Source organism: Bradyrhizobium ontarionense, assembly GCF_021088345.1.
GTDB lineage: Bacteria > Pseudomonadota > Alphaproteobacteria > Rhizobiales > Xanthobacteraceae > Bradyrhizobium > Bradyrhizobium ontarionense.
The window spans coordinates 2,766,578-2,792,406 of the sequence record NZ_CP088156.1; the positions used below are offsets into that span (position 1 = coordinate 2,766,578).

General features: G+C 66.1%; 23 protein-coding genes. 6 read left to right on the top strand and 17 right to left on the bottom strand.

Going from position 1 to position 25,829, the window contains the following annotated elements; all coding sequences use genetic code 11:
- The first annotated feature begins 141 nt into the window (after positions 1-141).
- Complete coding sequence (locus LQG66_RS12480; protein ID WP_231326514.1) at positions 142-813, top strand: kinetochore Spc7 family protein; 672 nt, start codon at positions 142-144, stop codon at positions 811-813.
- A 79-nt stretch (positions 814-892) separates the two neighbouring features.
- Here LQG66_RS12480 and LQG66_RS12485 read toward each other — a convergent pair whose 3' ends face one another.
- Both LQG66_RS12485 and LQG66_RS12490 read right to left on the bottom strand, forming a co-directional pair.
- On the bottom strand, positions 893-2,428 hold the full coding sequence (locus LQG66_RS12485; protein WP_231326515.1) for a L,D-transpeptidase: 1,536 nt from the start codon (positions 2,426-2,428) through the stop codon (positions 893-895).
- Between the two features lie 228 nt (positions 2,429-2,656).
- Entirely contained in the window at positions 2,657-4,075 is a 1,419-nt protein-coding gene (locus LQG66_RS12490) for a pyridoxal phosphate-dependent decarboxylase family protein (RefSeq protein WP_231326516.1), read from the bottom strand.
- An 81-nt stretch (positions 4,076-4,156) separates the two neighbouring features.
- On the opposite strand from LQG66_RS12490, the gene LQG66_RS12495 reads away from it, so the two are divergent.
- From LQG66_RS12495 to LQG66_RS12505, 3 genes are all read left to right on the top strand, one after another.
- Complete coding sequence (locus LQG66_RS12495; RefSeq protein WP_231326517.1) at positions 4,157-4,837, top strand: ArsR/SmtB family transcription factor; 681 nt, start codon at positions 4,157-4,159, stop codon at positions 4,835-4,837.
- A gap of 185 nt (positions 4,838-5,022) precedes the next feature.
- A complete protein-coding gene (gene fabA / locus LQG66_RS12500; protein ID WP_231326518.1) occupies positions 5,023-5,553 on the top strand; it encodes a bifunctional 3-hydroxydecanoyl-ACP dehydratase/trans-2-decenoyl-ACP isomerase in 531 nt (176 codons plus the stop codon).
- Positions 5,554-5,759: 206 nt separating this feature from the next.
- A complete protein-coding gene (locus LQG66_RS12505) occupies positions 5,760-6,308 on the top strand; it encodes an alpha/beta hydrolase (protein ID WP_231326519.1) in 549 nt (182 codons plus the stop codon).
- 19 nt (positions 6,309-6,327) lie between these two features.
- On the opposite strand, the gene LQG66_RS12510 is transcribed toward LQG66_RS12505, so the two are convergent.
- From LQG66_RS12510 to LQG66_RS12575, 14 genes are all read right to left on the bottom strand, one after another.
- A complete protein-coding gene (locus LQG66_RS12510) occupies positions 6,328-6,741 on the bottom strand; it encodes a GFA family protein (protein ID WP_231326520.1) in 414 nt (137 codons plus the stop codon).
- 112 nt (positions 6,742-6,853) lie between these two features.
- Positions 6,854-7,546, bottom strand: a complete 693-nt coding sequence (locus LQG66_RS12515) for a type 1 glutamine amidotransferase domain-containing protein (protein ID WP_231326521.1) — start codon at positions 7,544-7,546, stop codon at positions 6,854-6,856.
- Between the two features lie 215 nt (positions 7,547-7,761).
- A complete protein-coding gene (locus LQG66_RS12520) occupies positions 7,762-8,664 on the bottom strand; it encodes a helix-turn-helix domain-containing protein (protein WP_231326522.1) in 903 nt (300 codons plus the stop codon).
- A gap of 284 nt (positions 8,665-8,948) precedes the next feature.
- The gene (locus tag LQG66_RS12525) at positions 8,949-9,839 is read right to left on the bottom strand and encodes a bifunctional helix-turn-helix transcriptional regulator/GNAT family N-acetyltransferase (protein ID WP_231326523.1); all 891 of its coding nucleotides are present in this window, start codon (positions 9,837-9,839) and stop codon (positions 8,949-8,951) included.
- 356 nt (positions 9,840-10,195) lie between these two features.
- Positions 10,196-11,131 carry a sugar-binding protein gene (locus LQG66_RS12530; RefSeq protein WP_231326524.1) on the bottom strand — a complete coding sequence of 312 codons (936 nt, stop codon included), beginning with the start codon at positions 11,129-11,131 and terminating at the stop codon, positions 10,196-10,198.
- Between the two features lie 87 nt (positions 11,132-11,218).
- Positions 11,219-12,331 carry an ABC transporter permease gene (locus tag LQG66_RS12535; protein WP_231326525.1) on the bottom strand — a complete coding sequence of 371 codons (1,113 nt, stop codon included), beginning with the start codon at positions 12,329-12,331 and terminating at the stop codon, positions 11,219-11,221.
- Positions 12,331-13,092 carry an ATP-binding cassette domain-containing protein gene (locus LQG66_RS12540; protein ID WP_231327767.1) on the bottom strand — a complete coding sequence of 254 codons (762 nt, stop codon included), beginning with the start codon at positions 13,090-13,092 and terminating at the stop codon, positions 12,331-12,333. Before LQG66_RS12540 ends, LQG66_RS12535 begins: the two co-directional genes overlap by 1 nt.
- Positions 13,093-13,141: 49 nt before the next feature.
- Complete coding sequence (gene xylA, locus LQG66_RS12545; RefSeq protein ID WP_231326526.1) at positions 13,142-14,464, bottom strand: xylose isomerase; 1,323 nt, start codon at positions 14,462-14,464, stop codon at positions 13,142-13,144.
- A gap of 6 nt (positions 14,465-14,470) precedes the next feature.
- A complete protein-coding gene (gene xylB, locus LQG66_RS12550; RefSeq protein ID WP_231326527.1) occupies positions 14,471-15,919 on the bottom strand; it encodes a xylulokinase in 1,449 nt (482 codons plus the stop codon).
- A 121-nt stretch (positions 15,920-16,040) separates the two neighbouring features.
- Positions 16,041-17,081 (bottom strand): LacI family DNA-binding transcriptional regulator, encoded by a 1,041-nt coding sequence (locus LQG66_RS12555; protein ID WP_231326528.1) that lies wholly within the window; start codon positions 17,079-17,081, stop codon positions 16,041-16,043.
- A gap of 131 nt (positions 17,082-17,212) precedes the next feature.
- A complete protein-coding gene (locus LQG66_RS12560; protein ID WP_231326529.1) occupies positions 17,213-17,545 on the bottom strand; it encodes a PAN domain-containing protein in 333 nt (110 codons plus the stop codon).
- Positions 17,546-18,660: 1,115 nt separating this feature from the next.
- The gene (locus LQG66_RS12565) at positions 18,661-20,328 is read right to left on the bottom strand and encodes a tannase/feruloyl esterase family alpha/beta hydrolase (protein ID WP_231326530.1); all 1,668 of its coding nucleotides are present in this window, start codon (positions 20,326-20,328) and stop codon (positions 18,661-18,663) included.
- Positions 20,329-20,424: 96 nt separating this feature from the next.
- Positions 20,425-21,597: a 4-hydroxybenzoate 3-monooxygenase gene (gene pobA / locus LQG66_RS12570; RefSeq protein WP_231326531.1), complete on the bottom strand. Its 1,173-nt coding sequence runs from the start codon at positions 21,595-21,597 to the stop codon at positions 20,425-20,427.
- A 171-nt stretch (positions 21,598-21,768) separates the two neighbouring features.
- A complete protein-coding gene (locus tag LQG66_RS12575) occupies positions 21,769-22,689 on the bottom strand; it encodes a helix-turn-helix domain-containing protein (RefSeq protein ID WP_231326532.1) in 921 nt (306 codons plus the stop codon).
- Positions 22,690-22,823: 134 nt separating this feature from the next.
- Between LQG66_RS12575 and LQG66_RS12580 the strand changes: the two genes are divergently transcribed.
- On the top strand, positions 22,824-23,987 hold the full coding sequence (locus LQG66_RS12580) for a cytochrome P450 (RefSeq protein WP_231326533.1): 1,164 nt from the start codon (positions 22,824-22,826) through the stop codon (positions 23,985-23,987).
- Between the two features lie 21 nt (positions 23,988-24,008).
- Positions 24,009-24,332 carry a 2Fe-2S iron-sulfur cluster-binding protein gene (locus LQG66_RS12585; RefSeq protein WP_231326534.1) on the top strand — a complete coding sequence of 108 codons (324 nt, stop codon included), beginning with the start codon at positions 24,009-24,011 and terminating at the stop codon, positions 24,330-24,332.
- A gap of 358 nt (positions 24,333-24,690) precedes the next feature.
- On the opposite strand, the gene LQG66_RS12590 is transcribed toward LQG66_RS12585, so the two are convergent.
- On the bottom strand, positions 24,691-25,809 hold the full coding sequence (locus LQG66_RS12590) for an NADH:flavin oxidoreductase (protein WP_231326535.1): 1,119 nt from the start codon (positions 25,807-25,809) through the stop codon (positions 24,691-24,693).
- Positions 25,810-25,829 lie beyond the last annotated feature (20 nt).

A 25,829-nucleotide genomic window follows, 5' to 3' on the forward strand; every position in this document is an offset into this window, starting at 1 on the left:
ATATTGTTTGCGCTCATCTCTGCGGCTGCGCGCGCCCCGCAAATCTACGTGCATGAAATGTCGCGCGAGCGCGGCGCGCTTAGAACATTGGCAACCTTAATATGATCATAATGGTCTCCATCAAATCCCGGAGACCTGTCGATGCGCAAACCCAAGAAGACGCCGGATGCCCAACCGCATCGCGGCGCGGCCTCTTTCCGAATAGCCATGAGTCTGGCGCTCGCAGCGAGCGCCGGCGTGATGTGGTGGAGCAGCGGCGGGGCCAAGAGCTTCTCCTTCGCCAGCGATGGATCGCCGACGCTCGAGAGCCGCGTCGCGGCCCTGACCTCGGAGCTCGCCCAGGTCAAGGCGGAGACGGCCAAGCTGCACGAACGCCAGAACGACGCCTCCGGAGAACTCGTCCAGCTCCGCGCCAGCCTCACCAGCGCCGAGACCGGACTGGCGACGCTGCGCACGACCGCCGACGAGAACGAGGCGCACCGCCGTGACACGGCTGACAGGATCGAGTCGGATATCGCCGTGCTGAAGCGCCTGACGGTCCGCGTCCGTGCGGCGCAGGAGGACACCGCAACCGAGCTGAACGGGCTGCGGGCCACGGCTGCGAACAGCGAGATCGGCCTCGACTCGCTGCGCGCGAGCACGAGCGAAATCCGCCAGCAGATCTCGCGCATCGAGATTGCCCGTGAGGCGACCAGCTCGATCGCCAGGAGCAACAGGCCTCATCGCGTCAGGAGAGCCGCGCGCACCATCGAGGCGAAGCCGCAACCCTTCCTGGCGCAATGGCCCGGAGTGGCGGCTGCCGGCACCAATTGATCACGGACCGAAAGAAACGCTGACCGCGCGCCGCCGCGCGGTCTACCACCTGCCCGGCTGGTTACGACCAGCCGGCTGGTTACCACCAGCCCGGCTGAACCGGGCGGAAGTAGGTGGGCGGAGGGCCGCGCCGGCGCGGCGGCGCCACTGGCTGGCCGTCCCAGCTGCGCTGGAAGAAGCTGCCGAAACCGTCATCATACCCATCGCCGCTGGCGACGCTCACATCGGCCGTCGGCCGGCGCGTGATGAAGCCACCCTGGGGCTGGTTGCTCAGCACCGCCACGAACTCGGTGCGATAGTTGGTTTCGCCCGACAGCGGCTCGTCCGAGACGATGATCGAGGATCGCGGCACGGCCGTCGGCGCGATCCGATCGAGCACATCCTTTGGAATGGTGATCCGATCGAGCGCGTCCTTGGCGTCGTCGCCGTCATCGATCGTCACCGCCGTCCAGCGCAGGCCCGCGCCGTTCTGCGCCACCGCCGTGAACACATGGGTGCCGATCGGCCGCTCGGGATCGCGGATCGTGACGGGCGCCTCGATCGAGGTGTCGAACACCTCGCCGCCACCGTCGCGCGCCGGCTTGTGCGTGTTCCGCCGCACATACAGCATCTGCGTCGAACGGCTGATATAGACCGAGACCGGCTCGGCCGCGAGCGTCGCCTCGGTGGCGGCCTTGGTCGCGTCGGCTTTTTTGGCCGCCGCCGTCTTGGCGGCCTCCTTCGTGCTCGTGACGGCAGCGAGCTTCGCCGTCGCGTCGGCCTGGGCCGCGTCCAACTGCGTCGCCGCGTCCGCGGCCTTGGTGGCGGCCTTTTGCTGCAGCTCCTCAGCCTGGGCCTTGGCCTGATCGGTCGTCGCCGCGGCCAGCTTCCTATCTGCCCGCTTCAGCTCGACGTCGGCCTGGGCCTTGGCCTGTTGCAGCTTGCGCAAGGAGGCCTTGAGCGATTTGGCGTCGCGCTCTGCGGTCGCGGCGGCCGCCTTGGTCTCGCCGGCGATCTTCGCGGCCTCCTCGGCCTCGCGGCCGAGGGTCTGGGCCCGCGTCGGAGCCGACGCCAGGGCCTCCGCCTTCGGCACGAACAGAGCGGGATGGGAGAACTCGACCGGCGCCGGATCGCCCGGCGCGATGATCACCCGCATGCCGATCCAGGTCCTTTCGAACAATTTTTCCGCAAAGCCATAGGGCATCCGCACGCAGCCGTGCGAGGCGGCATAGCCCGGCAGCGGCCCGCCATGCAGCGCGACGCCGTTCCAGGTGATGCGCTGCATGTTCGGCATCCAGGCGTCGTCGTAGAGCGTCGAATGATGATCCTTGTCTTTCTCCAGCACGGCGAACACGCCGGCCGGCGTCTCGCGCCCGGAGATGCCGGTCGACACCGGCGCGCGCCAGATCCAGCCGTCGGCATCGTAGAACGTGACCTTCTGGGCCTTGATCGACACGATCGCCATGATCGGCTCGCCGGCCGCACGCGGCGCCACGGCCTCGGTCGCAGGTGCGGGGCGCGCCTGCCGCGCGACCGCCGCTGAGTGAGGCACGGCCAGCGCCGCCAGCGTCATGAAGACGGGCCCCCAACGCCGCATCGCTGCACTGGTTTGAGCCGCCCTGGATCGTGTCACCATGCCCTGTCCCGGTTCAATGCCTGTTCCCGCTGGCCGCCGATAGGCCGACGCAGCGCAGTTTATATGCTCGATCATGTCTTGGGGTGAAGTGAGGCAAGGTCCACCGCGGCCAGACTGGTCTCACATTTCGGACATGTGGGGACCGGACCCGGGCATGGCGGAAGCAAGGCGGAACGACGGGGCCGGTTCCCATGGTGGTTTTACGAGCAGCCGGCGCACGGCACCGGCTCACATCGTGGGACGACCGAGCACCCGCCCGGCTGCGGCAACCGCGCGATCGATATCGGCCTCGCAGGTCTGCCAGTTGCAGACCGACACCCGCATGCAGCGCCTGCCGCGCCAGGTCGTGCCGCCGAAGAAGGCCTCGCCGCTCGCGCAGATCGCCGCGATCACGGCGTCGGTGCGGCGATCGTGATCCATGTCCGTCGCACCAGGGTGCGGGTCGAGGAACCGCACCAGCCCCTGGTTGATCGTTGGCTCCCGGACCACGCTTGCCCCCGGCAACCGGCCGATCCGTGTCACCAAAGCGTGGGCATGGCCGCAGCACCGCTCGACCAGATCGGCGATGCCGTTTCGGCCAAGCTGGCGGATGGCGGCATAGGTCGGCACGGCGCGTCCACGCCGCGACCATTCGGGAGTCCAGTCGATCTGGTCGCGCGCACCATCGACGAACATCGTGTAGCTCGTCCGATGCGAGAACGCGCCGCGATGCGCCTTCGGATCGGCCACGAAGGCGTAGCCGCAGTCGAACGGCGTATTGAGCCATTTGTGCCCGTCATTGGTCCAGGAATCCGCAAGCTCGACACCGCGCAGGAGGTGTCGGTAGCGCGGACTCGCGGCGGCCCACAGGCCGAAGGCGCCATCGACATGCACCCATGCATCGTGCTTGCGGGCGATCGGGATCAACTCGGCAAACGGGTCGAACGCGCCGATGTTGAGGTCGCCTGCCTGCAGGATCACGATCGTCGGCTGCGTGCTGTCCGCCAGTGCGTGCGCAAGCGTCGATGGCGCGAGCTGCCCGTCATCATTGCAGGGCAAGGAGCGCACAGAGCGCCTGCCGAGACCGAGAACGCGCAGCGCGCGTTCGACCGACCCGTGCCTCTCACTGCTGGTAAGGACACGGATGGCGGGCGCGCCGAACAGCCCGCTGTCCTCGACATCCCATCCGGCCCGCGCGAGCAGGCGATGGCGGGCGGCACCCAGACATGTGACATGCGCCATCTGCGTGCCGGTCACGAAGGCGAAGCTCGCAGTGTTCGGCAGACCGAACAGCTGCTTGAGCCACGTGCCCGCGACCTCCTCGATGACCGCCTCGGCCGGACCGCAGGCATGGATCGCCGCGTTCTGGTCCCAGGCGGACACCAGCCAATCGGCCGCGAGCGCCGCCGGCAGCGTCCCTCCGATGACCCAACCGAAAAAGCGCCCACCCGTGCTGTTGAGAATGCCGCCCTCGACGTCGCGAACGAGCTCGTCGATGACGTCATGAGGCGGAACGCCCTCGTCGGTCAGCGCGCGTCCCAGCCGCGCTCGCAGCTCATCGAGCGACGCGGTCGCGCCGACCGGGCGCGCGTCGCTCCCGCTCAGATGGTCCAGCGCATGGTCGAGCGCCAGTTGCAAGGTGCCTGTCCATTCATCGCGTCCCGTCATGTCGATCCGTCCATGTTTCGCGCCGTAGCGGCCGCGTTATAGGCGTTGAACCAGCCCCGATGCTTCGCTATCGATCACAGCATGAGGGACGGTCCCAACTTCGCCGCTGTCGCTGCCCTGATCGGCGATCCGGCGCGCGCCAACATTCTCGCCGCACTCATGGACGGGCGTGCCTTGACCGTGAGCGAATTGGCCCGGTCGGCGAACATCGGCCTTCCGACCGCCAGCGCGCATGTCAACAAGCTCGAGCAGGCTGACCTGCTGGTTTCCGTCAGGCAGGGGCGCAATCGCTACGTCCGTCTGTCCGGCGAGGACGTCGTCCATACGCTGGAGACGCTGATGCTGCTCGCGGCGCGCACCGGACACCGCCGGGTCCGCACCGGTCCGCGTGATCCGGCGCTGCGCGAGGCGCGCGTCTGCTACGATCATCTGGCCGGGGCGCGCGGCGTCCAGATGTTCGAGAGCATGCTGCGCAGCCGGTTGCTGGAGCGCGTCGGCGACACGGTCACGCTGACGAGCTCCGGACAGCGGTTCACCGAACAATTCGGAATTGATCTCGATGTCCAGCAGGCAAACGCTCGTACGACCTGCGTAAGCTGCCTCGATTGGAGTGAGCGCCGGGATCATCTCGCCGGCCGCCTCGGCGCAGCCTGTCTCAGCCGGATCCTGGCTCTCAAATGGGCAAACCGCGACAAGGACAGTCGCGCCGTGCTGTTCAGCGCCAAAGGGCTGCGCGAGTTCGACCTTCTGTTTCCGGTCTAAGCGCAGCCGCTCGCGTCGAAGGTGGATCGACCGTGTGTCGACACATCACACCAGCGCCAAACGATTCTTCCACGACAGCGCTTGAACGGCATCGCCCGTCTTCTCATGTCCTGGAGACCGGAGACAGCCGCGTCGTCATTCCGTCTCCGCTCGCAACCAAGTACTGTCCTGGAGGAAATCGCCCCTTGCCCAACCCGCGTGATTTTCACACCCCGAAATCGTCCTACACGAAGGACGATCTGCTCAAATCCGGCGAAGGCGGCTATTTCGGTCCGGGCAATGCGCAGCTGCCGGCGCCGCCGATGCTGATGATCGATCGGATCAGCGAGCTCAGCCTGGACGGCGGCCGCTACGGCAAGGGTCATATCGCCGGCGAGTTGGACATCACGCCGAAGCTCTGGTTCTTCGAATCCCTGTTCCGCGGCGATCCTGTGATGCCCGGATGCCTCGGCCTCGACGCGATGTGGCAGATGGTCGGCTATTGGCTCGGCTGGTCGGGCTCGCCCGGCAAAGGCCGCGCCACCGGCGTCGGCGAGGTGAGCTTCAGAGGCCAGATCACGCCGAATGTCCGCTGTGTGCGCTATGAGGTCGAGATGCGGCAGGTCAAGCGCGGCAGGCTGGTGCTCGGCATCGCCGACGGCCGCGTGCTCGCGGACGGCAACGGCGTCTACGAAGCGCGAAACATGAAGGTGGCGCTGGTCGGGGCCACTGGCTGACGCGGCCGCAGCGCGCCCTTCAACAAATTCAACGCCGAGCGACAATGTCAGCAGAGTTCGTTCTCGTTGCGGGCCCCATGGTCCGCGCCGCAAGTTGGGAGCCGACGGCCGTTCGTCTGCGCCAGGCCGGGTACCCGGTCCAGGTGCCGGACGTCCTTGCCAAGTGTGCAGTTCCACCGGCGTGGAGCGCATGGTCCCGGCACTTGATGAACCATATCGCCGCGACCGACGACCTGATCCTGGTCGGGCACAGTTCAGCAAGCCCGCTGGTCGCTGAACTGGCGACGAAGCTCCCCGCCCGCGCAATCATCATCGTCGACGGCGACATTCCGCCGCCCCATGGCCGCGCTTCGCCGGTCCGTCCGGTCCTTCATGATTTCATCCGAAATCTCGCCGGAGCGGAGGGCATGCTTCCGGTCTGGTCCCGCTGGTTCGCGCGCGATCCGCAACGCGCCGCCCTCATCGGCCTCGACATTCTGGCGCGCGATCCGTTGGCGCTCGCTCAGTTCGAAGACGGACTGCCGACGATGCGGGTCGACTGGTTCGACGATACGATCGACCTATTGCGCTGGGATCACATCCCTGCCGGCTTCGTCCAGGCTTCGCCGATCTACGATCACGCCACAACCGAAGCGCTGCGGCGCGGCTGGCCTGTCGAGCGGCTGAACGGAACCCATCTTCATCCCACGCTGTGTCCGGACGAGATGGCAGGCGCAATTCTGTCTCTCGCGCATCGGCTTCGGCAGCGAAGCTGAGGGGCCGGTCCCTCCCGCTTCAACCGGGCATGCTGTCGAATTGCGGGAGCTCGAGCGGCTTGGCCCATGTCAGGCGCCGCTTGGTGAACATCTCGAGCTTCGGTGCGATCAATTCGGGCCGGTCCAGGCTGCCAAGCATGACGAAGACCAGACCGGGGAAGCTGTCCAGATTGTTCGTGAACAATCGGGAGCCGCAATCAGCGCAGAAATTGCGGTCGAGCCCCTTACCCGACTCGGCAATGTAGTGATGCGCTTTCGGCTGCCCGCTGAGCAGCGTGAAATCGTCGTGCGGCACGGCGAAGAACGTCGCCATCTCGCCGCCCGACGCTCTCTTGCAATCCAGGCAATGACAGTTGGCGATGAAGTCCGGATCGCGGTCGAACGCGAACTTCACCGCACCGCAGGCGCACTGAGCCGTATACTTCTTTGCCATTGCAATTCTTCCATCAAATGTTCGAAGAGCGCGCCCATGTCGCTGGCTGTACCGCGCGTGGCGGTGCGGCGAAGACCATCAGCAACATGAGCGCTCGAATGCCGCCGCGACGTCAGGCGGCGGCGCGCTTTCCCAGCGCCGCGAGCAGCGTGCGGGCGGTCTGCCGCGACGATCCAGGGTTCTGGCCGGTGATCAGCAATTCGTCCTGCACCACGTGCACACCCCAATTCGCTGTCGCCGAGAACAGCGCGCCCTGCGCCTTCAGCACGTCCTCGAGCAAATACGGAACGACCTCGACGAGATGCATCGCTTCCTCCTCGGAATTCGTGAACCCGGTGACGGAACGGCCTTTCGCAACGGGGTCACCGTTCGGCGCCTTCACGTTGGTCAGGATTCCCGGCGCGTGGCAGACGAGCGCCACGGGCTTTTTCGCCGACAGCATGCGCTCAATGAGAGACAGCGCATGGCGGTCATTGGTCAGGTCCCACAGCGGGCCATGGCCTCCGGGAAAGAACACGCTGTCATAGTCTGCGGGATCGACCTCGGACAGCGTCGTGGTGCTGGCGAGCGCCGCCATCGCCGTCGCGTCCGCTTCGAACCGCCTGGTATCGTCGGTCTGGAACGCCGGCTCGTTGCTCTTCGGATCGAGCGGAGGCTGACCGCCCTTGGGGGATGCAAGCGTGACGTGAACGCCGGCATCGCGAAATGTGAAATAGGGAGCAGCAAGCTCCTCGAGCCAGAAGCCCGTCTTGCGACCGGTGTTGCCCAGTTGATCGTGGGACGTAAGAATCATCAGGATCTTCATGCTCTCTTCTCCTCGCCCTGCGGGTATGACGAAGCGGCGGCGCCACGGAATCCAACCGATCGCCTGCCCGGAATCCGCCGAATTATAGTTCGGCAGCCGGGCGGGACATGATCCCAGCGTGCTGTTTCCTATTCAGCTCCTGCTGAATTCGGATCTTCATTGCCGCGCGCGCGTAATCGCTTGCCGCAAGGCACGGCCAGCCTCGGTAACCCCCGCTATTTCCGGGTGCTGTCGCGATATCGGCCCGGCGGGACGCCGGTCGCGCGCCGAAACGACCGGACGAAGTTCGACTCGGACGAAAATCCGCAATCGCGCGCCACCTCGGACATCGATCGCCCGGCGGTCAACAGCGTCTTTGCCAGTTCCAGTCGCAGCAACCCGATGAAGCGGCTCGGCGATTGTCCGGTCGTGGACTTGAACATCCGAGAGAAGTGGAAACGGCTCAGCGCGGCGGCAGCGGCGAGTTCCTCGACGGTGATTTCCTTCGTGAGATTGGTCTGGATATAGTCGATGACGCGTTGCAGCCGCCTGGGGTCGAGCCCCTTGGATCCCCGCCTCGTCCGGAACGGGTCGACGCTCAGACTTGAATAATTATTGAGCAACCTCACCGCGAGTGCATCGGCCAATGCTTCGACCATGAGGTCACCGCAGGACGTTTCGAAGCGCAATTCGCCGAGCACCTCGGCGGCGATCACCTCGATCAGTCGATCGTTGAAGCCGGCCTCGTACCTGACCGAAGCCGCATTGAAATCCCTCGACGTGTGCCGGGCCAGCGACGCAAACGCGGATGGCGCCAGATAGATATGCAGCATCTCATCGATGGGTTTCGACACATAGGTGTAATCTTCGTGAACCCCCATGGGGCACAATCCGATCGTCCCGCGCAAGCCCACGATACGTTGCCGAACGCCGCCTGCACGGCGATCGACGACCGAGGTGCCTCGGACGAGGATGGCGATCTGGGTCACCGAAGCAACGTAAGCCGGAATCTCGCCGGCCGGATGACACCGCAGTTCGGCGGAGAGTCCGCGCCAGTGCCTGTCTGCAGACGACAGCAGAACACCGCCCGTGTACCTGTCCGCATCGCGGCGTATCCTCGGATCCGCATTGCTACCCAAAGGTCCCTCCTCGCGAACGGCACGTACCGCCTTGCGCGGCTAACAGCAATCATGCTCGACGTGGTTGAGCTGCTTGAGCAGCAACCTGCCCACGCGTTCTCCGTGGTAGCAAATATTGCAGGACTGGAGCCAAGGCGGCAACCGCGACGAGTGTCCCCGTTGCGGCGCCGCGCCGCAGGTTCGTCTGCAGACATCACTCTGCGCGCCGCAACAGCAGAATTCATCCTCGGTGCGGGTTCCATGGTCCGAGCATCAAGCTGGCAGCCGACCGCCGACCATCCGCGTCAGGCGGGACGGTCGGGCGACAGCCGCTTCTCGAAGAACAGGTCCGGATAGGGATCGTCGTTGAAGCGCTCGATCTCGGTCCAGCCGGTCCTGCGGTAGAGCTGCATGGCCTCGGCGAGCGCGCTGTTGGTATCGAGCCGAAGCGTCTCGATCGACAGTTTTCGCGCGGCATCTTCAGTCGCGTCCATCAGGCGCCGGCCGAGGCCGAGGCCCCGGGCAGCGGGCGCGACCCAGAGCCGCTTGATCTCGGCGCATTCACCGCCCGTTCCCTTCAGTCCGACGCAACCGAGTGGCAGGCCGTCGGACATCGCGATGAAGAACGTCCCGCGCGGGGGCATCATGTCCATGGCATCGGGATCACGCGACAGCGCCACATCGAAGCCGCGTTCGAACCGTCGCGATAGCTCACTGTAATATTCGCCGAGGCAGTAGCGCGCCGGCTCTCCCCTGGGGTCGGCCTCCTCAACGCTGATGCGGTTGCGTCCGAGCGCGGCCGCGACCATGTCCATCGCCGCCAGCAGCGCCTCGGGCTGACTGTGGCGCGCCAGCATGGACTCGGCCTGGGCATTGGAGAGCGTTTCATACGCCTCGAATTCGCGCCGGCCGGCTGCGGTGAGCCTGGCGATGCGACGACGCGCATCGTCCGGATGCGGCTTGGTCGTCACCAGCCCCTCCTCCTCCAGGCCACGCAGGAACCTGCTCATGAGCCCGGAGTCGAGCGCGAGATAGTCGCGCAGCTCTGCGACGTCGCTGCGGCCATGGCCGATCGCATTGAGCACGCGCGCGGCACCGAGCGGGCGCCCGCGTCCAAGGAACGAGGTATCGAGCGCGCCGACCTCCGAGGTGACGGCGCGATTGAAGCGGCGGACGCGGGAGACGGGATCGAGCATGATATCTGACTTAGGTCAGACATCTGCGAGTGTCAATACGATCTGGAGAGCGGAGATGTTGAGAGGCGCCCTGCTATAGCGCCACCCACCGCCGTCATCATCCGCGCAGGCGGATGATCCAGTACGCCGCGGCACCTCGATCGATCACAGCCGTCTCTGGAATACTGGATCGTCCGCCGTCGCGGACGATGACAGCGGTGGACACGAATGGCCCCGTTTGGTGGAGCAGGACAACGCAACGCAGGCCGTATTTCGTGTCCGGTCCACAGGCACTAAGAGCATTCCAAAACAAAAAGGACGGTCCAGCCGCCGGCCGAAGCCGGTTGCCGGACCGCCAGGTTTTCCCCGGGAGGAACTTAGTTCAACAGCTTCGCCACGTTGTCCTTGGTGACGAGGTCGAGACCCGTATAGATCACGTCCGGCACCTTCTCGCCCTTCTTGAGCGCGAGCAGCGTGTCCATCGCCTTCTCGCCCATCTCGAACGGGCGCTGGCCGGTCAGCGCGTTGGAATAGCCGTCGCGCAGCAGCTCGAGTTGCATCTTCAAGGTATCGGCGACGACCAGCGTCAGCTTGCCGGCGTCGATGTCTTTGCGGTTCTTGTTGACGAAGGCCTTGTAGCCCTCGGGGGCGAACATCGGCCAGCCGCCGATCGGCACGATCGCGCCGAGGTCGGGCGTGGCGGTGCGCAGATCGGACATCTGCTGAACGGCGAGCGCGGGATCGTCGTTGCAGAAGGTCGGCGAGCCTGCGACCTCGACCCACTTCGTGCCCTTCAGGGATTCGCGGACGCCGTCGACGCGCTCGGCCAGGTTCTTGGCGCCGGGGCCGCCCGAGACGATCGCGTACTTGCCGCCTTCGGGCTTCAGCTGCGCGAGCTGCTTGCCGAGCGCGAGGCCGAAATCCTTGTTGTTGGTGCCGATATAGGCTGATCGCTTGGAGCCCGGCGCATCCGCATCGAACGTGATGACTGCGATGCCCGCCGCCGCCGCCGCCTCGATCGACTTGGTCATGGACGGGACGTCGGCGACCGAGATGGCGAGGCCGTCGACCTTCTGCGTGATGAAGTCCTGGATGATCTGCGCCTGCGTCGCCGGCTCGTGCTCGACCGGGCCCTTGTAGATGCACTCGACATTGCCGAGCTCCTTGGCGCGCTTCAGGCAGCCGTCGCGCGCGACGTCGAAGAACGGATTGTTCATCGCCTTCGGCACGATGGCGAAACGGTATTTGGTCTCGGCCTGCGCCGGGGCCAGCATGATCGCGAGCGACGCGACCGCATACAGCAACTTCCTCATGGTTTTCCCTCCTCGATGTCTATCCCTGATGATTGTCTGTGCCGGGCGCGGATAGACGTGATCAGTCACATCCCGGCCAGTATCTCGTTACAACAGCCGCGCGCGGACGCGGTCGACCAGCACGGCGGCGATGATGATCACGCCGACCAGCGTCTGCTGCCAGTAGGAGTTGACCTGCGCCAGCACCAGCCCGTTTCTGATGACCTCGAGCAGCACGCAGCCGACGATGGCCCCGAGCGGCCCGCCGATGCCGCCGGCGAGGTTGGCGCCGCCGATCACGGCGGCCGCGATCACGTTGAGCTCGTAGGATGTCGCCATGTTGGCGGGCGCAGATCCCAGCCAGCCGGAGATGATGATGCCCTGCAGGCCGGCGGCGAGCGCGCCGATCACATAGACCTCGATCTTGGCGCGCGGCACCGACACGCCGGTCAGCTCGGCGGCCTTCTCGTTGCCGCCGATCGCGAACACGTGGCGGCCGAACGCGGTGTGGTGCAGCACCAGCGCCATCACCAAGGCGAGCGCGATGAGATAGATGAAGGGCGCGGGCACGCCGGCCACGTCGCCTTGCGTCAGCGCGTAGAAGTAGACGGCGTCGGGGCCACCCGGAAAGCTGCCCTTGCCGTTGGAGATGACGTAGCCGAGGCCGCGCACGATCGAGAGCATGCCGAGCGTGGTCACGAACGGCGACAGCCCGATCACGGCGATGCAGACGCCGTTGACGAGGCCGACGACCAGCGAGACCGCGAGGCCTGCCAGCACGGATACGATCAGGATCAGGCCGGGCACGTTGGCGACGACGGTCTTGCCGTCGGCGGCGAGATGCACGAACAGCGACGACAGCGGCAGACCCGGCGTCGACAGGCTGGTCATCACCATCGAGGTGATCATCGCGGCGAACGCCATCAGCGAGCCGACCGACAGGTCGATGCCGCCGGTGATGATCACGAAGGTGATGCCGAGCGTGGCGATCGCGATGAAGGAGAAGTTCTTCGCGACGTTCTGCAGATTGCCTTCCGTCAAGAAGTACGGACTGGCGAAGCTCATCACCACGATGAGCGCGAGCAGCGCCAGCGTCACATAGGCGGTCTGCGAGGCAAATACGCCGCGATGCCACCATCTCGTGGCGCCGACATTGGTGAAGGTGACCTGCAGGTCGGGCGCTGCGGTTTCCGGCACCGGAGTTTCGGATGGTACGGACATCACGCCGCCTCCTTGGCGCCGGTGATCAGCGCGGTGACTTCCTCCGGGCTGGTCTCGCCGACCGGCTTGTCGGCCCTCTTCTCGCCGCGCCGCATCACCACGACGCGGTCGCACACCGCGAAGATGTCGGGCATGCGGTGCGAGATCAGCATCACGGCAATGCCCTGCTCCTTCAGCCGGTGAATCAGGCTCAGCACCTGCTCGACCTGGCGTACCGAGATCGCCGCGGTCGGCTCGTCCATCATCACGAGCTTGGCGTTGGACAGCCGCGTACGCGCGATCGCGACCGCCTGGCGTTGGCCGCCCGACATGTCCTTGACGAGATCATGCGGCCGCGTTTCCGAGCGCAGCTCACGGAACAGCTCCAGCGCGCGCGCCTCCATGCCCTTGTGATCGAGCAGCACCAGCGGCCCGAAATTGCGCTTCAGCTCGCGGCCGAGAAAGACGTTGGCGGCCGCGGTGAGATTGTTGGCGAGCGCGAGGTCCTGGTAGACGACCTCGATGCCGACGCTGCGCGAATCCATCGGACGATGGAAATGCACCTCGCGGCCGCAGAAATGGATGGTGCCCTGGCTCGGCGGAAAATTGCCGGCGATGATGCGCACCAGCGTCGACTTGCCGGCGCCGTTGTCGCCCATCAGGCCGACCACCTCGCCGGCGCCGATCGACAGGTCGACGCCTTGCAGCGCGCGGATCGCGCCGAACTGCTTGCCGAGGCCCTTGATCTCCAGGATCGGTTGCCCGGCCGCCACTGCGCCCATGGCGGCCACCACATCTTCATTCGTCGGCGCTGCGCGCGGGCTGCTGTCGTCAGACATAACGGTTCACCACGCTTTCGAGATATTCCTGCCGGCCCGAACGCGGCTGCGGATCGAGGCCGGAATTGACGGCGCGGTCGGCGAGCTCCGCGAGCGAGCGCCGGCCGGCGAGGATCGCCTGGCCCTCCTCGCCGTCCCACCCGGCATAGCGCGCGGTGAGCGGCGCGGTCAGCGCGCCGGCCTCCAGCATCTCGTCGGCCGCGATCAGCGCGCGCGCGCAGGCGTCCATCGAGCCGACATGGGCGTGCAGCAGATCGTCCGGATCGATCGATTGCCTGCGGATCTTGGCATCGAAGTTCAGACCGCCGGTGCTGAAACCGTCGCCCTTGAGGATCTCGTGGAACACCAGCGCCAGCTCGCCCACGTTCATCGCGAACTGGTCGGTATCCCAGCCGAGGAGATCGTCACCGCGGTTGATGTCGACCGAGCCGAGCACGCCGAGCGCCTGCGCCAGCGCGATCTCGTGCTGGAACGAATGGCCGGCGAGGATGGCGTGGTTCTGCTCGATGTTGAGCTTGACGTCGTCGAGCAGGTCATAGCGCCGCAGGAAGCCGTAGCAGGTCGCGACGTCGAAATCGTACTGGTGCTTGGTCGGCTCCTTCGGCTTGGGCTCGATCAGCAGCGGCCCCTTGAAGCCGATCTTGTGCTTGTGCTCGACGACCAGCGAGACGAAACGGCCGAGCTGGTCGAGCTCGCGCTTCATATCGGTGTTGAGCAGCGTCTCATAGCCCTCGCGGCCACCCCACAGTACGTAGTTCTGCCCGCCGAGGCGGTGCGTGACCTCGAGCGCGGCACGGACCTGCCCCGCCGCATAGGTGAAGATTTCGGGATCGGGATTGGTCGCGGCACCCGCCATGTAGCGGCGATGCGAGAACAGGTTGGCGGTGCCCCACAACAGCCGCACCTTGGCCGAGGCCATCTTCTGCTCGAACAGGTCGGCGATCGCGTTGAGGTTCGCGACGGACTCTTTCAGCGTCGCCCCTTCCGGCGCGGCATCGACGTCATGGAAGGTGAAGAACGGCACGTCGAGCAGGCGGAACAGCTCGAAGGCGACATCGGCCTTGGCGCGCGCCAGCGCCATGATGTCGTCGCCATGCTGCCAGGGCCGCAGGAAGGTCTCGCCGCCGAACGGATCGCTGCCGGGCCAGCAGAACGAATGCCAGTAGCAGACCGCGAAGCGCAGATGATCCTCCATCCGCTTGCCTCTGACGATGCGGTCCTTGTCGTACCAGCGGAACGACAGCGGGCTGCGCGCCTCGGGGCCGCCATAGGCCACGGTCGCGCCGGTCTGAAAAAAGGGAGCCTGGACGTTCACGAGGGTTTACTCCTTGAGAGCAGGATAGAGCTTGCGCCAATGCGCGTAGGCGTCGTCATAGGCCGCACGCTGGGCGACGCGCGGCGCAAAACTCTGCAGCCGCTGCGGCTTGCGGCAGACATCGGTGGGCGCGGCCCCGGTCGCGGCGAGACGGCCGAGCCTGGAAGCGCCGATGGCGGCGCCGACCTCGCCCTCCTCGACGCGGTGCACGGCGACGCCGAGCACGTCCGCCATGATCTGCGCCCACAACACTGAGCGCGAGCCGCCGCCGACGAGATCGAGTTCCGTGATCGGCTGCGCGCTGCGGCCAAGCGCTGCGAGCATGTCACGCGCAGCAAACGCAACGCCTTCCAGCACCGCCTGCACGAGATCGCCACGCGAAGCCGCGCTGCGCAGGCCGACGAAGGCCCCCGCGGCATGAGCGTCGTTGTGCGGCGTGCGCTCGCCGTCGAGATAGGGCAGGAACTGCACCGTGCTGGGACGCTCCACGCTCGCCCCGAGCGGCGCCAGCAGCACGGCTTCCGGCGTCTCGAGAATGCGCGCCAGCCACGACAGCGATGCGGCCGCCGACAGCATCACGCCCATCTGGTGCCAGAGCCCGCCGAGCGCGTGGCAGAAGGCGTGCACGGCGGATTCGGGCGCCGGCGCGAAGCGGTCGGTCACGCGGAACAGCACGCCCGACGTGCCCAGTGACAGGAAGGCATCGCCCGGATTGATCGCGCCGAGCCCGATCGCGCTCGCCGCGTTGTCGCCGGCGCCGCCGGCGATGACGACGTTCGCGCCCATGCCCCAGCGCTGCGCCAGCTCGGCGGACAGCAATGCGGCCGGCTGATTGCCTTCGACGAGCCGCGGCATGTGACTGATGGCGAGGCCGGTCGCCGCGAGCAGTGTCTCCGACCAGCGCCGCGCGCCGACGTCGAGCCACAGGGTGCCGGCCGCGTCCGACATGTCCTCGACCATCTCGCCGGACAGGCGATAGCGCACATAGGCCTTCGGCAGCAGCACCTTCGCCACTTCAGCGAATATCTTCGGCTCGTGCTTGGCCACCCAGACGAGCTTCGGCGCGGTGAAACCAGGCATCGCGAGATTGCCGGCGATCGCGTGCAGCTCGGGACAGCGCCGTTCGAGCTCGGCGCATTCTTCTTGCGAGCGGCCGTCATTCCACAGGATCGCCGGCCGCAGCGGCCGGCCGTCGCGGCCGAGCAAGGTCGCGCCATGCATCTGGCCGGACAGGCCGATGCCGCGCACAGCCGCTGTCTCGCGCGGATGGCTCACGGCGAGATCGTCGACCGCACCAAGCGTCGCCTCGACCCAGTGATCCGGATTTTGCTCGGACCACAGCGGTTGCGGATGCGACAGCGACAGCGGACGCGAGGCGCTCGCGACCAGCGCGCCCGCCTCGTCCTCCAGCACGGCCTTCACGCCGGATGTGCCGACATCCAGTCCGAGATACACGACTCTCACTCCTCCCACGCGGACTCAAGGTTTCGGCGATCTGCGTCGCCTCGCACCCTGCCCTCATTCGTTGTCGCGCCGTGCTCCGCCCGCGCCGCTGCAGACGCGGCGCGTCGGCGGCTCACGGCAGATTGTCCCGCATCACGATGTCGATGCGGATGGCTTCCTGTTCGCTCAGAAGCGGCTCGCCGCGCGCCAGCGCCAGCAGCACGCGCACGGCAGATCGCGCCTCGTGTCCCGGGTTCTGCGAGATCACCGCATCCATGACGCCGTTCAGCAGCAGTTTCCGCGTCACGGCCGTCACGTCGTGGCCGACGAACACGATGTCGCCGGCGCGGCCCGACCCGCTCAGCGGCTCAGTCAGTGCCTTGGCGACGCCGGCGGTGCCGGCACCGACATTGTAGAGACCGACGATGTCACGATAGTCCGCCAGAAGACGCCGCATGAGGTGTTCCGAGCGGTCGTCATCATCATGGCCCTCAACGACGGGCAATACTTCAAGTTGCCGATACTCGGCGGCGATGACCTGGGTAAAGCCGAAGATGCGCTCGGCGTGGTCACGCAGCCCGTGTGAGCCGGCCATGATCGCCACCCGCCCGGGTCTGCCGCCGGTGAAGCGCCCGACCAGCGCGCCGGCGGCGCGGCCCGCCGCGATGTTGTCGATCCCGACGTAATGATGCCGGCGCGATGACGGCACGTCCGACACCAGGGTGACGATCTTGGCCCCGGACTCGACGAGGTCATTGATCGCCGCACGCACGCTCGGATGATCGAGCGCCACCACGGCCACGCCATCGACCCGGCCGACCAGGTCTTCGAGCCTGGCGGCCAGGATGGCCGGATCGAACACATCCGTCGCGACGATCTCCACCGAGAGCCGCCGCGCCGCCATCCAGTTCGCCATTTCGCCGAGATGCGCCTGGATCTGCTGCATGAAGAGGTTGACGCCCGCGGGCATCACGAAGGCGAAGCGCCGGGAGCGCGCGCGAGCAAGTTCGGAGGCGGCCGCATGCGGCTGGAAGGCGCTGCGCGTCATCGCGTCCTTCACGCGCCGCACCGTATCGGCACGCACGCCCGGCCGATTGTGCAGCACGCGGTCGACCGTGGCGAGGCTGACGCCCGCCTGTCGCGCGATGTCCCGCAATGTCAGCGGCGCGTTCATGCTCCTCCCCTTGAGGTTGAGGACCATACCCCGATTTTTGAGGTACGCAACTCATTTCTGAGGGTGCACGGTCGTCGCTGCAAGGTCAGTCGCTGAGAGGCCAAGAGGATGGCGTGCCTCGAAAACCGGCGCTAATCGATCCTTTGGCCGCCTGACACGCCGGATATACAACATGGATTGGCACGCGCCCGTGGGACGATCGTCTTCAGCCAGCAGCGCGCCGGTGGCTGCTGCAGCCCGCGCCAGTGGGTTGGCGGCTTGACGTAGGTCCATGCCCGACACTGCCGCTCACGGTTGCAGGTCTGGCGACACGCCTGTGCATCGTCATAGCTATCGAAGCTGCGGTAGTCACCGCCCGGCCGATCGATGTTGTCGGAGAACGCGAAGTTCTGCGACGACGCCGGCGCGGCGAGTCCCCAGGCGGCTAGAAATGCCGACACGACAATCAGGCGACGAAGATGCATGGTAGCCTCCTGTCAACTTACGGCAGTGACTAAGAGACCCTCATCGAGATTTGTCAAACACGGGCGCGGAGTGACGTCGCGGGCAGCCAGCCTGTGGCGCTTTCGACCACATTTTGTACGGCGCCGTCATACGACCTCGTCCCGGCCCTGGATGCATCCCAAGATTTTCTTCTTTCCAGAATCTTTTTGCTTTCTCTTTTTCGGAAATCATGCTTATCTCCCGCCATCCCGCCTCAACGAGAGGGGCGTTGCGCGCGATCGTCACGACACGCGAGGCGGGGATGCGGTGGCCGCGAGACGTCGCAGCGGGCTCGAAAGAGCTTGCGGACGAACGAACGTCTTGCGGACGTGAAGTCGCAGCGTCCTGACACCCCGATGCTGGTGTCACGTTCGCGACGGCGCCAACGCGCCGCGCGGATCATGGTGGCCAACAAGCCCGGCGCACCAGGGAGACTGCGTATAAGCGTGAGACCATCGCGCAGGGAATGCCGGTGATCGGCTGCACCTGTGGTTCCTGCCGCCTGCATTTTTTTTCGCAGGCGGGCCATGGGTGAGGCCTTCACCCGGCATTCCCTGCGCCCTCTCACTTGGAGGGACATGTTCGATGCACGACTCGGGCGTCATGCGCCGCGAGACTGCGATGTCATGTCCGCTGCTGTTTGAGATGTGAATCCGTCATGTCCGAGGGGCGCTGCCGTAGGGTGGGCAAAGCAGCCGCCCGAAGGGCGGTCGCGTGCCCACCGTGCATCCGCACGAGCGGAACGAATGGTGGGCACGGCGCGCGATGGAGTCGAGCAAGCAACGCACAGCACCAGCGCGCCTTTGCCCACCCTACGGTTCCTAATCGCAACCTTGGACACCACATGCCGCGGAAATGCACCGCTGAGGCATTTGCCGGGACGAGAGCCGTGTTTGCGGCTCAAGCGTTCCGTCTCACCACGCGTCATTGCGAGCGCAGCGACTTGTCCGACGAAGCCCGAAGGGCGTAGGCGGAAGCAATCCAGGGCGTCACGAGGACTCCGGATTGCTTCGCTGCGCTCGCAATGACGAAGGAGAGATGCGATGACGAAGAAGAGACGATGAGTTGGCCTCACGTCCTCCTCCACACCGACCCGCTATGGCGCGCAGCTGAAGCTCGCGGCCAGCGCGACCGGACCCGTCTTGTATCGCGGCCAGGAGGGCCAGCGGCACAACGGCAGGCTGCGCGTCACCGTGAAGGCCGGCGCTTCGATCTTCTGCTCGGCGACTTCGAGATCGCCGGGCGCCTTGCCGGTCTCGACCCAGTCGACCAGCACGCTCAGCATGTCGACATTGGCCGGCGCGCCGTTGCCGACATGGTCGACGCCAGGCGCGGTGTAGAGCCGGGCAAACTCCGCCGTTTCCGCCTTGCCGAGCTTGCGCTCGACAGACTCGAAATAGCGGATGCCGGCGTAAGGGCTCTGCGCGTAGTCAGCCATATGCTCGAGGATCACGAGCTTGCCGCCATGAGCGCGGAAGCGGCTGAGATCCGGATTGGTGGAATCCATCAGCTGCGAGACCTGCAGCAGGCGGTCCTTGTAATCTTCCGGCCGATATTTGGTGACGTCGAGCTTGGGATCACGCGCGAACACATACTGCGTGCCGCCGGCGCCGAACACCCAGGCGATGCCATTCGCGGGCGTCGGAGGCTGCGTCGGTGCCGCCTTGCCGAGCCACCACGAGATCCAGCCGCCCGCAGAGGCAAAACCCTCGGTGTCCTCGCCGGAGATGCCCCAGCCCGGATAATCGTCGAGCCCGTTGGCGAGAGCGAAGGAGAACTTGTAGGGCTCATGCAAGGTCGTGATCGCCTTGATCTGCGCATCGGTCAGGCAGGCATCACCGCTCTTGCCGTCGGGGCAGCGCAGGCTTTCCGGCTTGAAGCTCGCCTTGCAGCCGACGGCGTCTGCCACGAGGCCATCCTCGGCGCCGTCGGCCTTGTCACAGCTCTTGCGAACCGCATCCGCCACCAGCTTGACCTGGGCCGGGCTGATCCAGCCCTCGCCCATCGTCACCAGCCCGCCGCGCGTGCCGGCATGCTGCAGCCCGACCCAGTTGATCACGGGCACGCGGGCGAAGATGCCGTCGAAATCGTCAGGATAGCGCTGCGCCATGGTCAGCGCCTCGCGGCCGCCTTCGGAGGAGCCCATGAAGTACATCTTCTCGGGCGCCTTGCCGTAGGCGCGCTGCACGACCATGATGGCCGCATCCCGCACCTTCTTGTAGGCGACATGCGCGAAATTCTCGAACGCCTCGTCGTTGAGCGCGAAGGTCTGCGGCGGCTCGCCCGGTTTGGACTCGTGGCCCGAGTCGGTGCCGTAGGTGACGAAGCCGCGCGCGAGCGGCGATGCCTTGTCGAACGGATAGGCCGGCGGCAGGCCGAGACCGGTGATCAGCACGCCGTTGAAGCCGCCGCCGCCATATTGCAGCGAGCGTCCGTTCCAGTCGGCCGGCAGATTCACCTCGAACTTGATCGGCGGCGCAGTCGGGTCTTTCGGCTCGATGTGCCCGAGCACCTTGCAGAAGGCCGGAGTAGCCGGAACGACGCGCGCCGCCGGCGAACCAGCCTTTTCCGCCACCGAAAGGGGCGATGGCGTCTGCATCGCGGCCGTATCGATCCGCACCGCACCCTCAGCTGTGCCAGCCAATCCGTTGCAGCTCGCTGCGGCATCGCCGACCAACGCCGCAGCGCCTGCAGGAGATATCGCTGTCAGCGACGTCAAAACGACGACAGCGCTCGCGCAACGCACGCTCGTCCATCTCATCATGGTCAGTTCCTTCCCTTTATGGTCCCGTTGATCCGGGATCTCATATCCACGCCGAGCCGGCGCGGATTCGCTTCGTGTGTTGTAGCAGGCCTTCAGCTAGAACGGCAGCCCGACATAGTTCTCCGCCAGCGACCGCTGCGCGGCCTCGGAGGAGAACAGATAGGCGAGCTCGGTGTCCTGCAGCTTGTCGTCGTAGGACAGCCGGTCGGGGAAGCGATGCAGCAAGGTCGTCATCCACCAGGAGAAGCGCTGCGCCTTCCAGATCCGCGCCAGCGCCCGCTGCGAGTAGCCGTCGATGCCGGTGTCGTCGCCCTTTTTGTAGTGATCGAGCAGGCCGTGATAGAGATAGTAGATATCGGACGCCGCCGAGTTGAGCCCGCGCGCGCCGGTTGGCGGCACGATATGCGCCGCGTCGCCGGCGAGGAACAGCCGGCCGTAGCGCATCGGCTCGGCGACGAAGCTGCGCAACGGCGCGATGCTCTTCTCGATCGACGGCCCGGTGATCAGCTCGGCCGCGACCTTCTCCGGCAGGCGGCGCTTCAGCTCCTCCCAGAACGCATCGTCGCTCCAGTCCTCGACCTTGTCGGTGAGCGGCACCTGGACGTAGTAGCGGCTCAGCACCTGCGAGCGCAGCGAGCACAGCGCGAAGCCGCGCTCGTGCTTGGCATAGATCAGCTCCGGCGACACCGGCTTGGTGCGCGACAGCACGCCGAGCCAGCCGAACGGATAGACCCGCTCGAACTCCTGCAGCTTGTCCTGCGGGATCGACTTGCGGCTGACGCCATGAAAACCGTCGGCGCCGACGATGTAGTCGCAGTCGACGCGGATCACCTCTTCGCCGGTACGATAGGTGACGTAGGGCTTGTCGGAGGCGACGTCGTGCGGCGTCACGTCGAGCGCGTTGTGCACGACCTTGCCGCCGAGCTTGTCGCGAGCCTCGTAGAGATCGCGCGTCAGCTCGGTCTGGCCGTAGACCACCACCGAGGAGCCGCCGGAATATTTGTGCAGGTCGACGCGGTCGAGCTTGCCGTCATGGGCGATGTAGAAGCCGTGATGGATCTCGCCCTCGCGGTCCATGCGCTCGCCGCACTGCGCCTCGCGCATCAGCTCGGCGAAGCCGTGCTCGAGCACGCCGGCGCGAATGCGCGACAGCACGTAGTCGCGGCTGGATTTTTCCAGGACGATGGTGTCGATGCCCTGCAGATGCAGCAGTTGCGACAGCATCAGGCCGGAAGGACCGCCGCCGATGATGCAGACTTGGACTTTCATGAGGCATCTCTCCCGGATTCATGCAGGCAGGATTGTTGGGCTTGCTTTTCAATCGCAGATTCTAGCAAGAAACGCGCTGATACACTTGGATGGACGCTGCATTCTCTTGCACTTTTCCGACACCATGCCGCGGCGCAAGAAGCACGATGCAGCGGTATCAGGCGCCGCCGGTCAGCGCATCGCCGGCGCTGCGCCGTCATCCACGCCCATGGCACGCCGGTAGTCGCGCGGGCTGGCCCCCGTATGGCGCTTGAAGAAGCGGCAGAAATAGGCGGGGTCCTTGAAGCCGAGCTCGAACGCCAGCTTCGACACCGGCGCTGCAATATAGGTGAGCCGGCGGCAGGCTTCGCGCGCCAGCCGCGCATGCACGATGTCGAGCGCGGACTGGCCGGTCTCGGCGCGGGTCAGCCGGTTCAGCCGCTCCGGGGTCATGCCGAGCTCGTCCGCATAGCGCGCCACCGACCAATGATCACGGTGATGCGCCTCGACCAGCACGATGAAGCGCGTGAACAACGCCGCATGGCTGCTGCCCCGCCGCGCCCCCTGCGACTGCCGCGCGCTCTGCTGCGCCAGCCGCCACACGATCGAACGCCCGAGCCAATGCGGCACCGGGGAAGCCGCGGAATCGGCGGCGGCGAACTCGTCCGCGAGATCGACGAACAGCGCACCGATCCGGACCGTCGCGACGGCCTGCGGCTCCAGATGCAGGATTTGCGGCGTTGCAAACAAATCGCGCAGCGCCTCGCCGGTCGCCGGCACGTCGCCTTCGACGACGGCGCGGGGATTGAAGGTCAGCACGTAACCGTCGGTCTCGCGCGAGAAGCGGAAGGCATGGACCACGCCGGGCGGGATCACGACGGCGACCGGACCGGTGCAGCGCGCGCGGCTTTCGTCCAGGGCGATCTCGGCGGGGCCGGAAGCAACCCACAGGATCTGATGCAGGCCCTGATGCGTATGGGCCTCGATCTCCCAGCGATACAGCCGGCTGCGCACCTGGATCGGCTCAATGTGCAGCATGTCCGCCTGCGCGGCGGACGCCTCGCCGTACAGCGCAAAGGCGGGAATCGACGGCTTGGTGCGAAATCGCGGCATCGCCGAGAGCTAAACCCGAATGTCGGAAAAGTACAAGTCTTGACCGGCGTTCGTGTCTCACGCTGCGGCCGCCGCTCGGTTAGATCAGTGAAAATAACAAACAACACCCGATGCCACATGGAGAGGAGGCCCTGATGTTCACGTTCGACCCGTATGCGCCCGCGGTCGATGCCGACCCGTTCCCCTTCTACAAGACGCTCCGCGACGAGCATCCCTGCTTCTGGAGCCAGCAGGCCCAGATGTGGGTGCTGTCGCGCTATGCCGACATCGTCTCGGCGGGCTCGAGCTGGCAGACCTATTCCTCGGCCAAGGGCAACCTGATGACCGAGCTGCCAAACCGCGCCGGCGCGACGCTCGGCACCACCGATCCGCCGCGCCACGACCGGCTGCGCGGCCTGGTCCAGCACGCCTTCATGAAGCGCAATCTGGAGAGCCTTTCGGGGCCGATCCGTGACATCGCCCGCACCGCGGCCGACGCGCTGCGCGGCCAGGAGCGCTTCGACTTCATCGAGGAGTTCTCCTCGAAATTCACCGTGCGCGTGCTGTTCGCCGCCCTCGGCCTGCCGCTCGGCGACGAGCAGACGGTGCGCGACAAGGCCGTACTGATGGTACAGAGCGATCCGGTGACCCGCGCCAAGGGGCCGCAACACATCGCGGCGTATAATTGGATGCAGGACTATGCCGCGGGGGTGATCGCCGAGCGGCGCGCGCGGCCGCAGAACGATTTGATCTCGCATTTCAGCATGGCCGAGATCGATGGCGACAAGCTCGACGAGCGCGAGGTGCTGCTGACCACGACGACGCTGATCATGGCCGGCATCGAGTCGCTCGGCGGCTTCATGACCATGCTCGCCTATAACCTCGCCGACTACGCCGACGCGCGCCGCGCGGTCGTCGCCAACCCCGATCTGCTGGCGGATGCGGTGGAAGAATCGCTGCGCTTCAACACCTCGGCGCAGCGCTTCCGCCGCGGCCTGCAGAAGGACGTGACCTTGCACGGCCAGACCATGCGCGAAGGTGAATTCGTCTGCCTCGCCTACGGCTCCGGCAACCGTGACGAGCGGCAGTTCGCCAATCCCGATGTCTATGACATCACCCGCAAGCCGCGCGGCCATCTCGGCTTCGGCGGCGGCGTGCACGCCTGTCTTGGATCTGCGATCGCGCGCATGGCGATCAAGATCGCGTTCGATGAATTGCACAAGGTGGTGCCGGATTATCGCCGCACCCAGGAGCAACTGCCCTGGATGCCGTCATCGACCTTCCGCAGCCCGATGTATCTCGAGCTGACGGTGCATTGAGGAAACGCCGGGACAGCAACAATGGTCAACATCATCTATGTCGAGCCCTCAGGCACGCGGAAGACAATCGACGTCGAGGACGGCTGGAGCCTGATGCAGGGCGCGCTCGCCAATGGCGTCGACGGCATCGTCGGCGAATGCGGCGGCTCCTGCGCCTGCGGCACCTGCCATTGCTATGTCGAGGAAGCCCGGCTCGGCGACCTCGCACCACCTGATGCGGCCGAGGAGGACATGCTCGACACGGCCGCCGCCGAGCTCCGCCCGACCAGCCGCCTCGCCTGCCAGATCAAGGCGACGGCGGCGGTGGAGGGATTGGTCGTCATGCTGCCGGAGACACAGGGATAGTCGAGCAAGGCGCAATGAAGATGTTTCGTCATCAACGCGCATACCGTCGACCTGATAGGAGAGAGAGACGAATACCTCGCCACGAGCTCGGTGCACCCTCTCCCCTTGTGGGAGAGGGTGCCGGAGATGCGAAGCATCGCAGGCGGGTGAGGGGTCTCCATCCGCACGGGCGGATGTGGAGAGAGACCCCTCACCCGGCTCGCATGTCGCTGCGCTCATGCAATGCACCCTCTCCCACAGGGGGAGAGGGTGCACCGAGCGAGAGGCTACTGATCGACTTCAACTAACAATGCAGCGCATCTTCTACGCTGCAAGAGGTGAACCCGAATAGGCCCGCATGACGGAGCACGTCAGAAGCTCAAACCAGCGCGCCCAGATCCGCGGCGTTGAAGCCCTTGAGCCCGGCCTTCTCGCCGGACTTGATCTTGGCGGCCCATTCGGCATCGCTGATCAGCGCACGACCGACGGCGATGAGGTCGAACTCGTCCTTCGCCATGCGCTCCAGCAGATTGTCGAGATCGGCCGTCGTCGACGGCTTGCCGGCGAAGGCCGAGAAGAAGTCCCCGTCGAGGCCGACCGAGCCGACGCTGATGGTCGCCGCACCCGTGATCTTCTTGGCCCAGCCGGCGAAGTTCAGTCCCTTCTCGCCGTCGACGTCCGGGAATTCCGGCTCCCAGAAGCGGCGCTGCGAGCAGTGCAGGATGTCGACGCCGGCATCGACCAGCGGCTGCAGCCAGTCGGCCATCAGCGCCGGGGTCTCCGCGAGCCGCGCCGCGTAGTCCTGCTGCTTCCACTGGCTGACGCGCAGGATGATCGGGAAATCAGGGCCGACCGCGGCGCGGATCGCGGCGACGATCTCGCCGGCAAAGCGCGCGCGCTCCTTGATGGTGGCGCCGCCGTAGCGGTCCTCGCGCTTGTTGGTGCCGGACCAGAAGAACTGGTCGATGAGATAGCCATGCGCACCATGAATCTCGACCGTATCGAAACCGATCCGCTTGGCATCAGCCGCGGCTTGCGCGAAGGCGGCGACGGTGTCGGCAATGTCCTTCTCGGTCATCGTGTTGCCGCGCGGCTTGTCCGGCGCAACCAGCCCGGACGGACTCTCGACCGGCGCGTCCGGCTCCCAGCGGCTCATGCCCTTGGTCGAGCCGGTGTGCCAGATCTGCGGCCCCATGCGGCCGCCTGCAGCATGGACGGCGGCGGCGATGTGCTGCCATCCGGCGAGCGCCGCATCACCGTGGAAGAAGGGAATGTTGGGCTCGTTCTTGGAGGCCGGCCGGTTGATCACAGTGCCCTCGGAGAGGATCAGCCCCACCCCGCCTTCGGCGCGGCGGCGGTAATAGGCGACGTTTGCGTCACCCGGAATTCCATTGGGCGCCGCATTGCGCGTCATCGGCGCCATGACGATGCGGTTCTTCAGCTCCAGCGTCTTCAGGCGAAAGGGGCGAAACAGCACGCTGGTATCGAGGTCGGACATTCAAAGAGCTCCATTGCGTT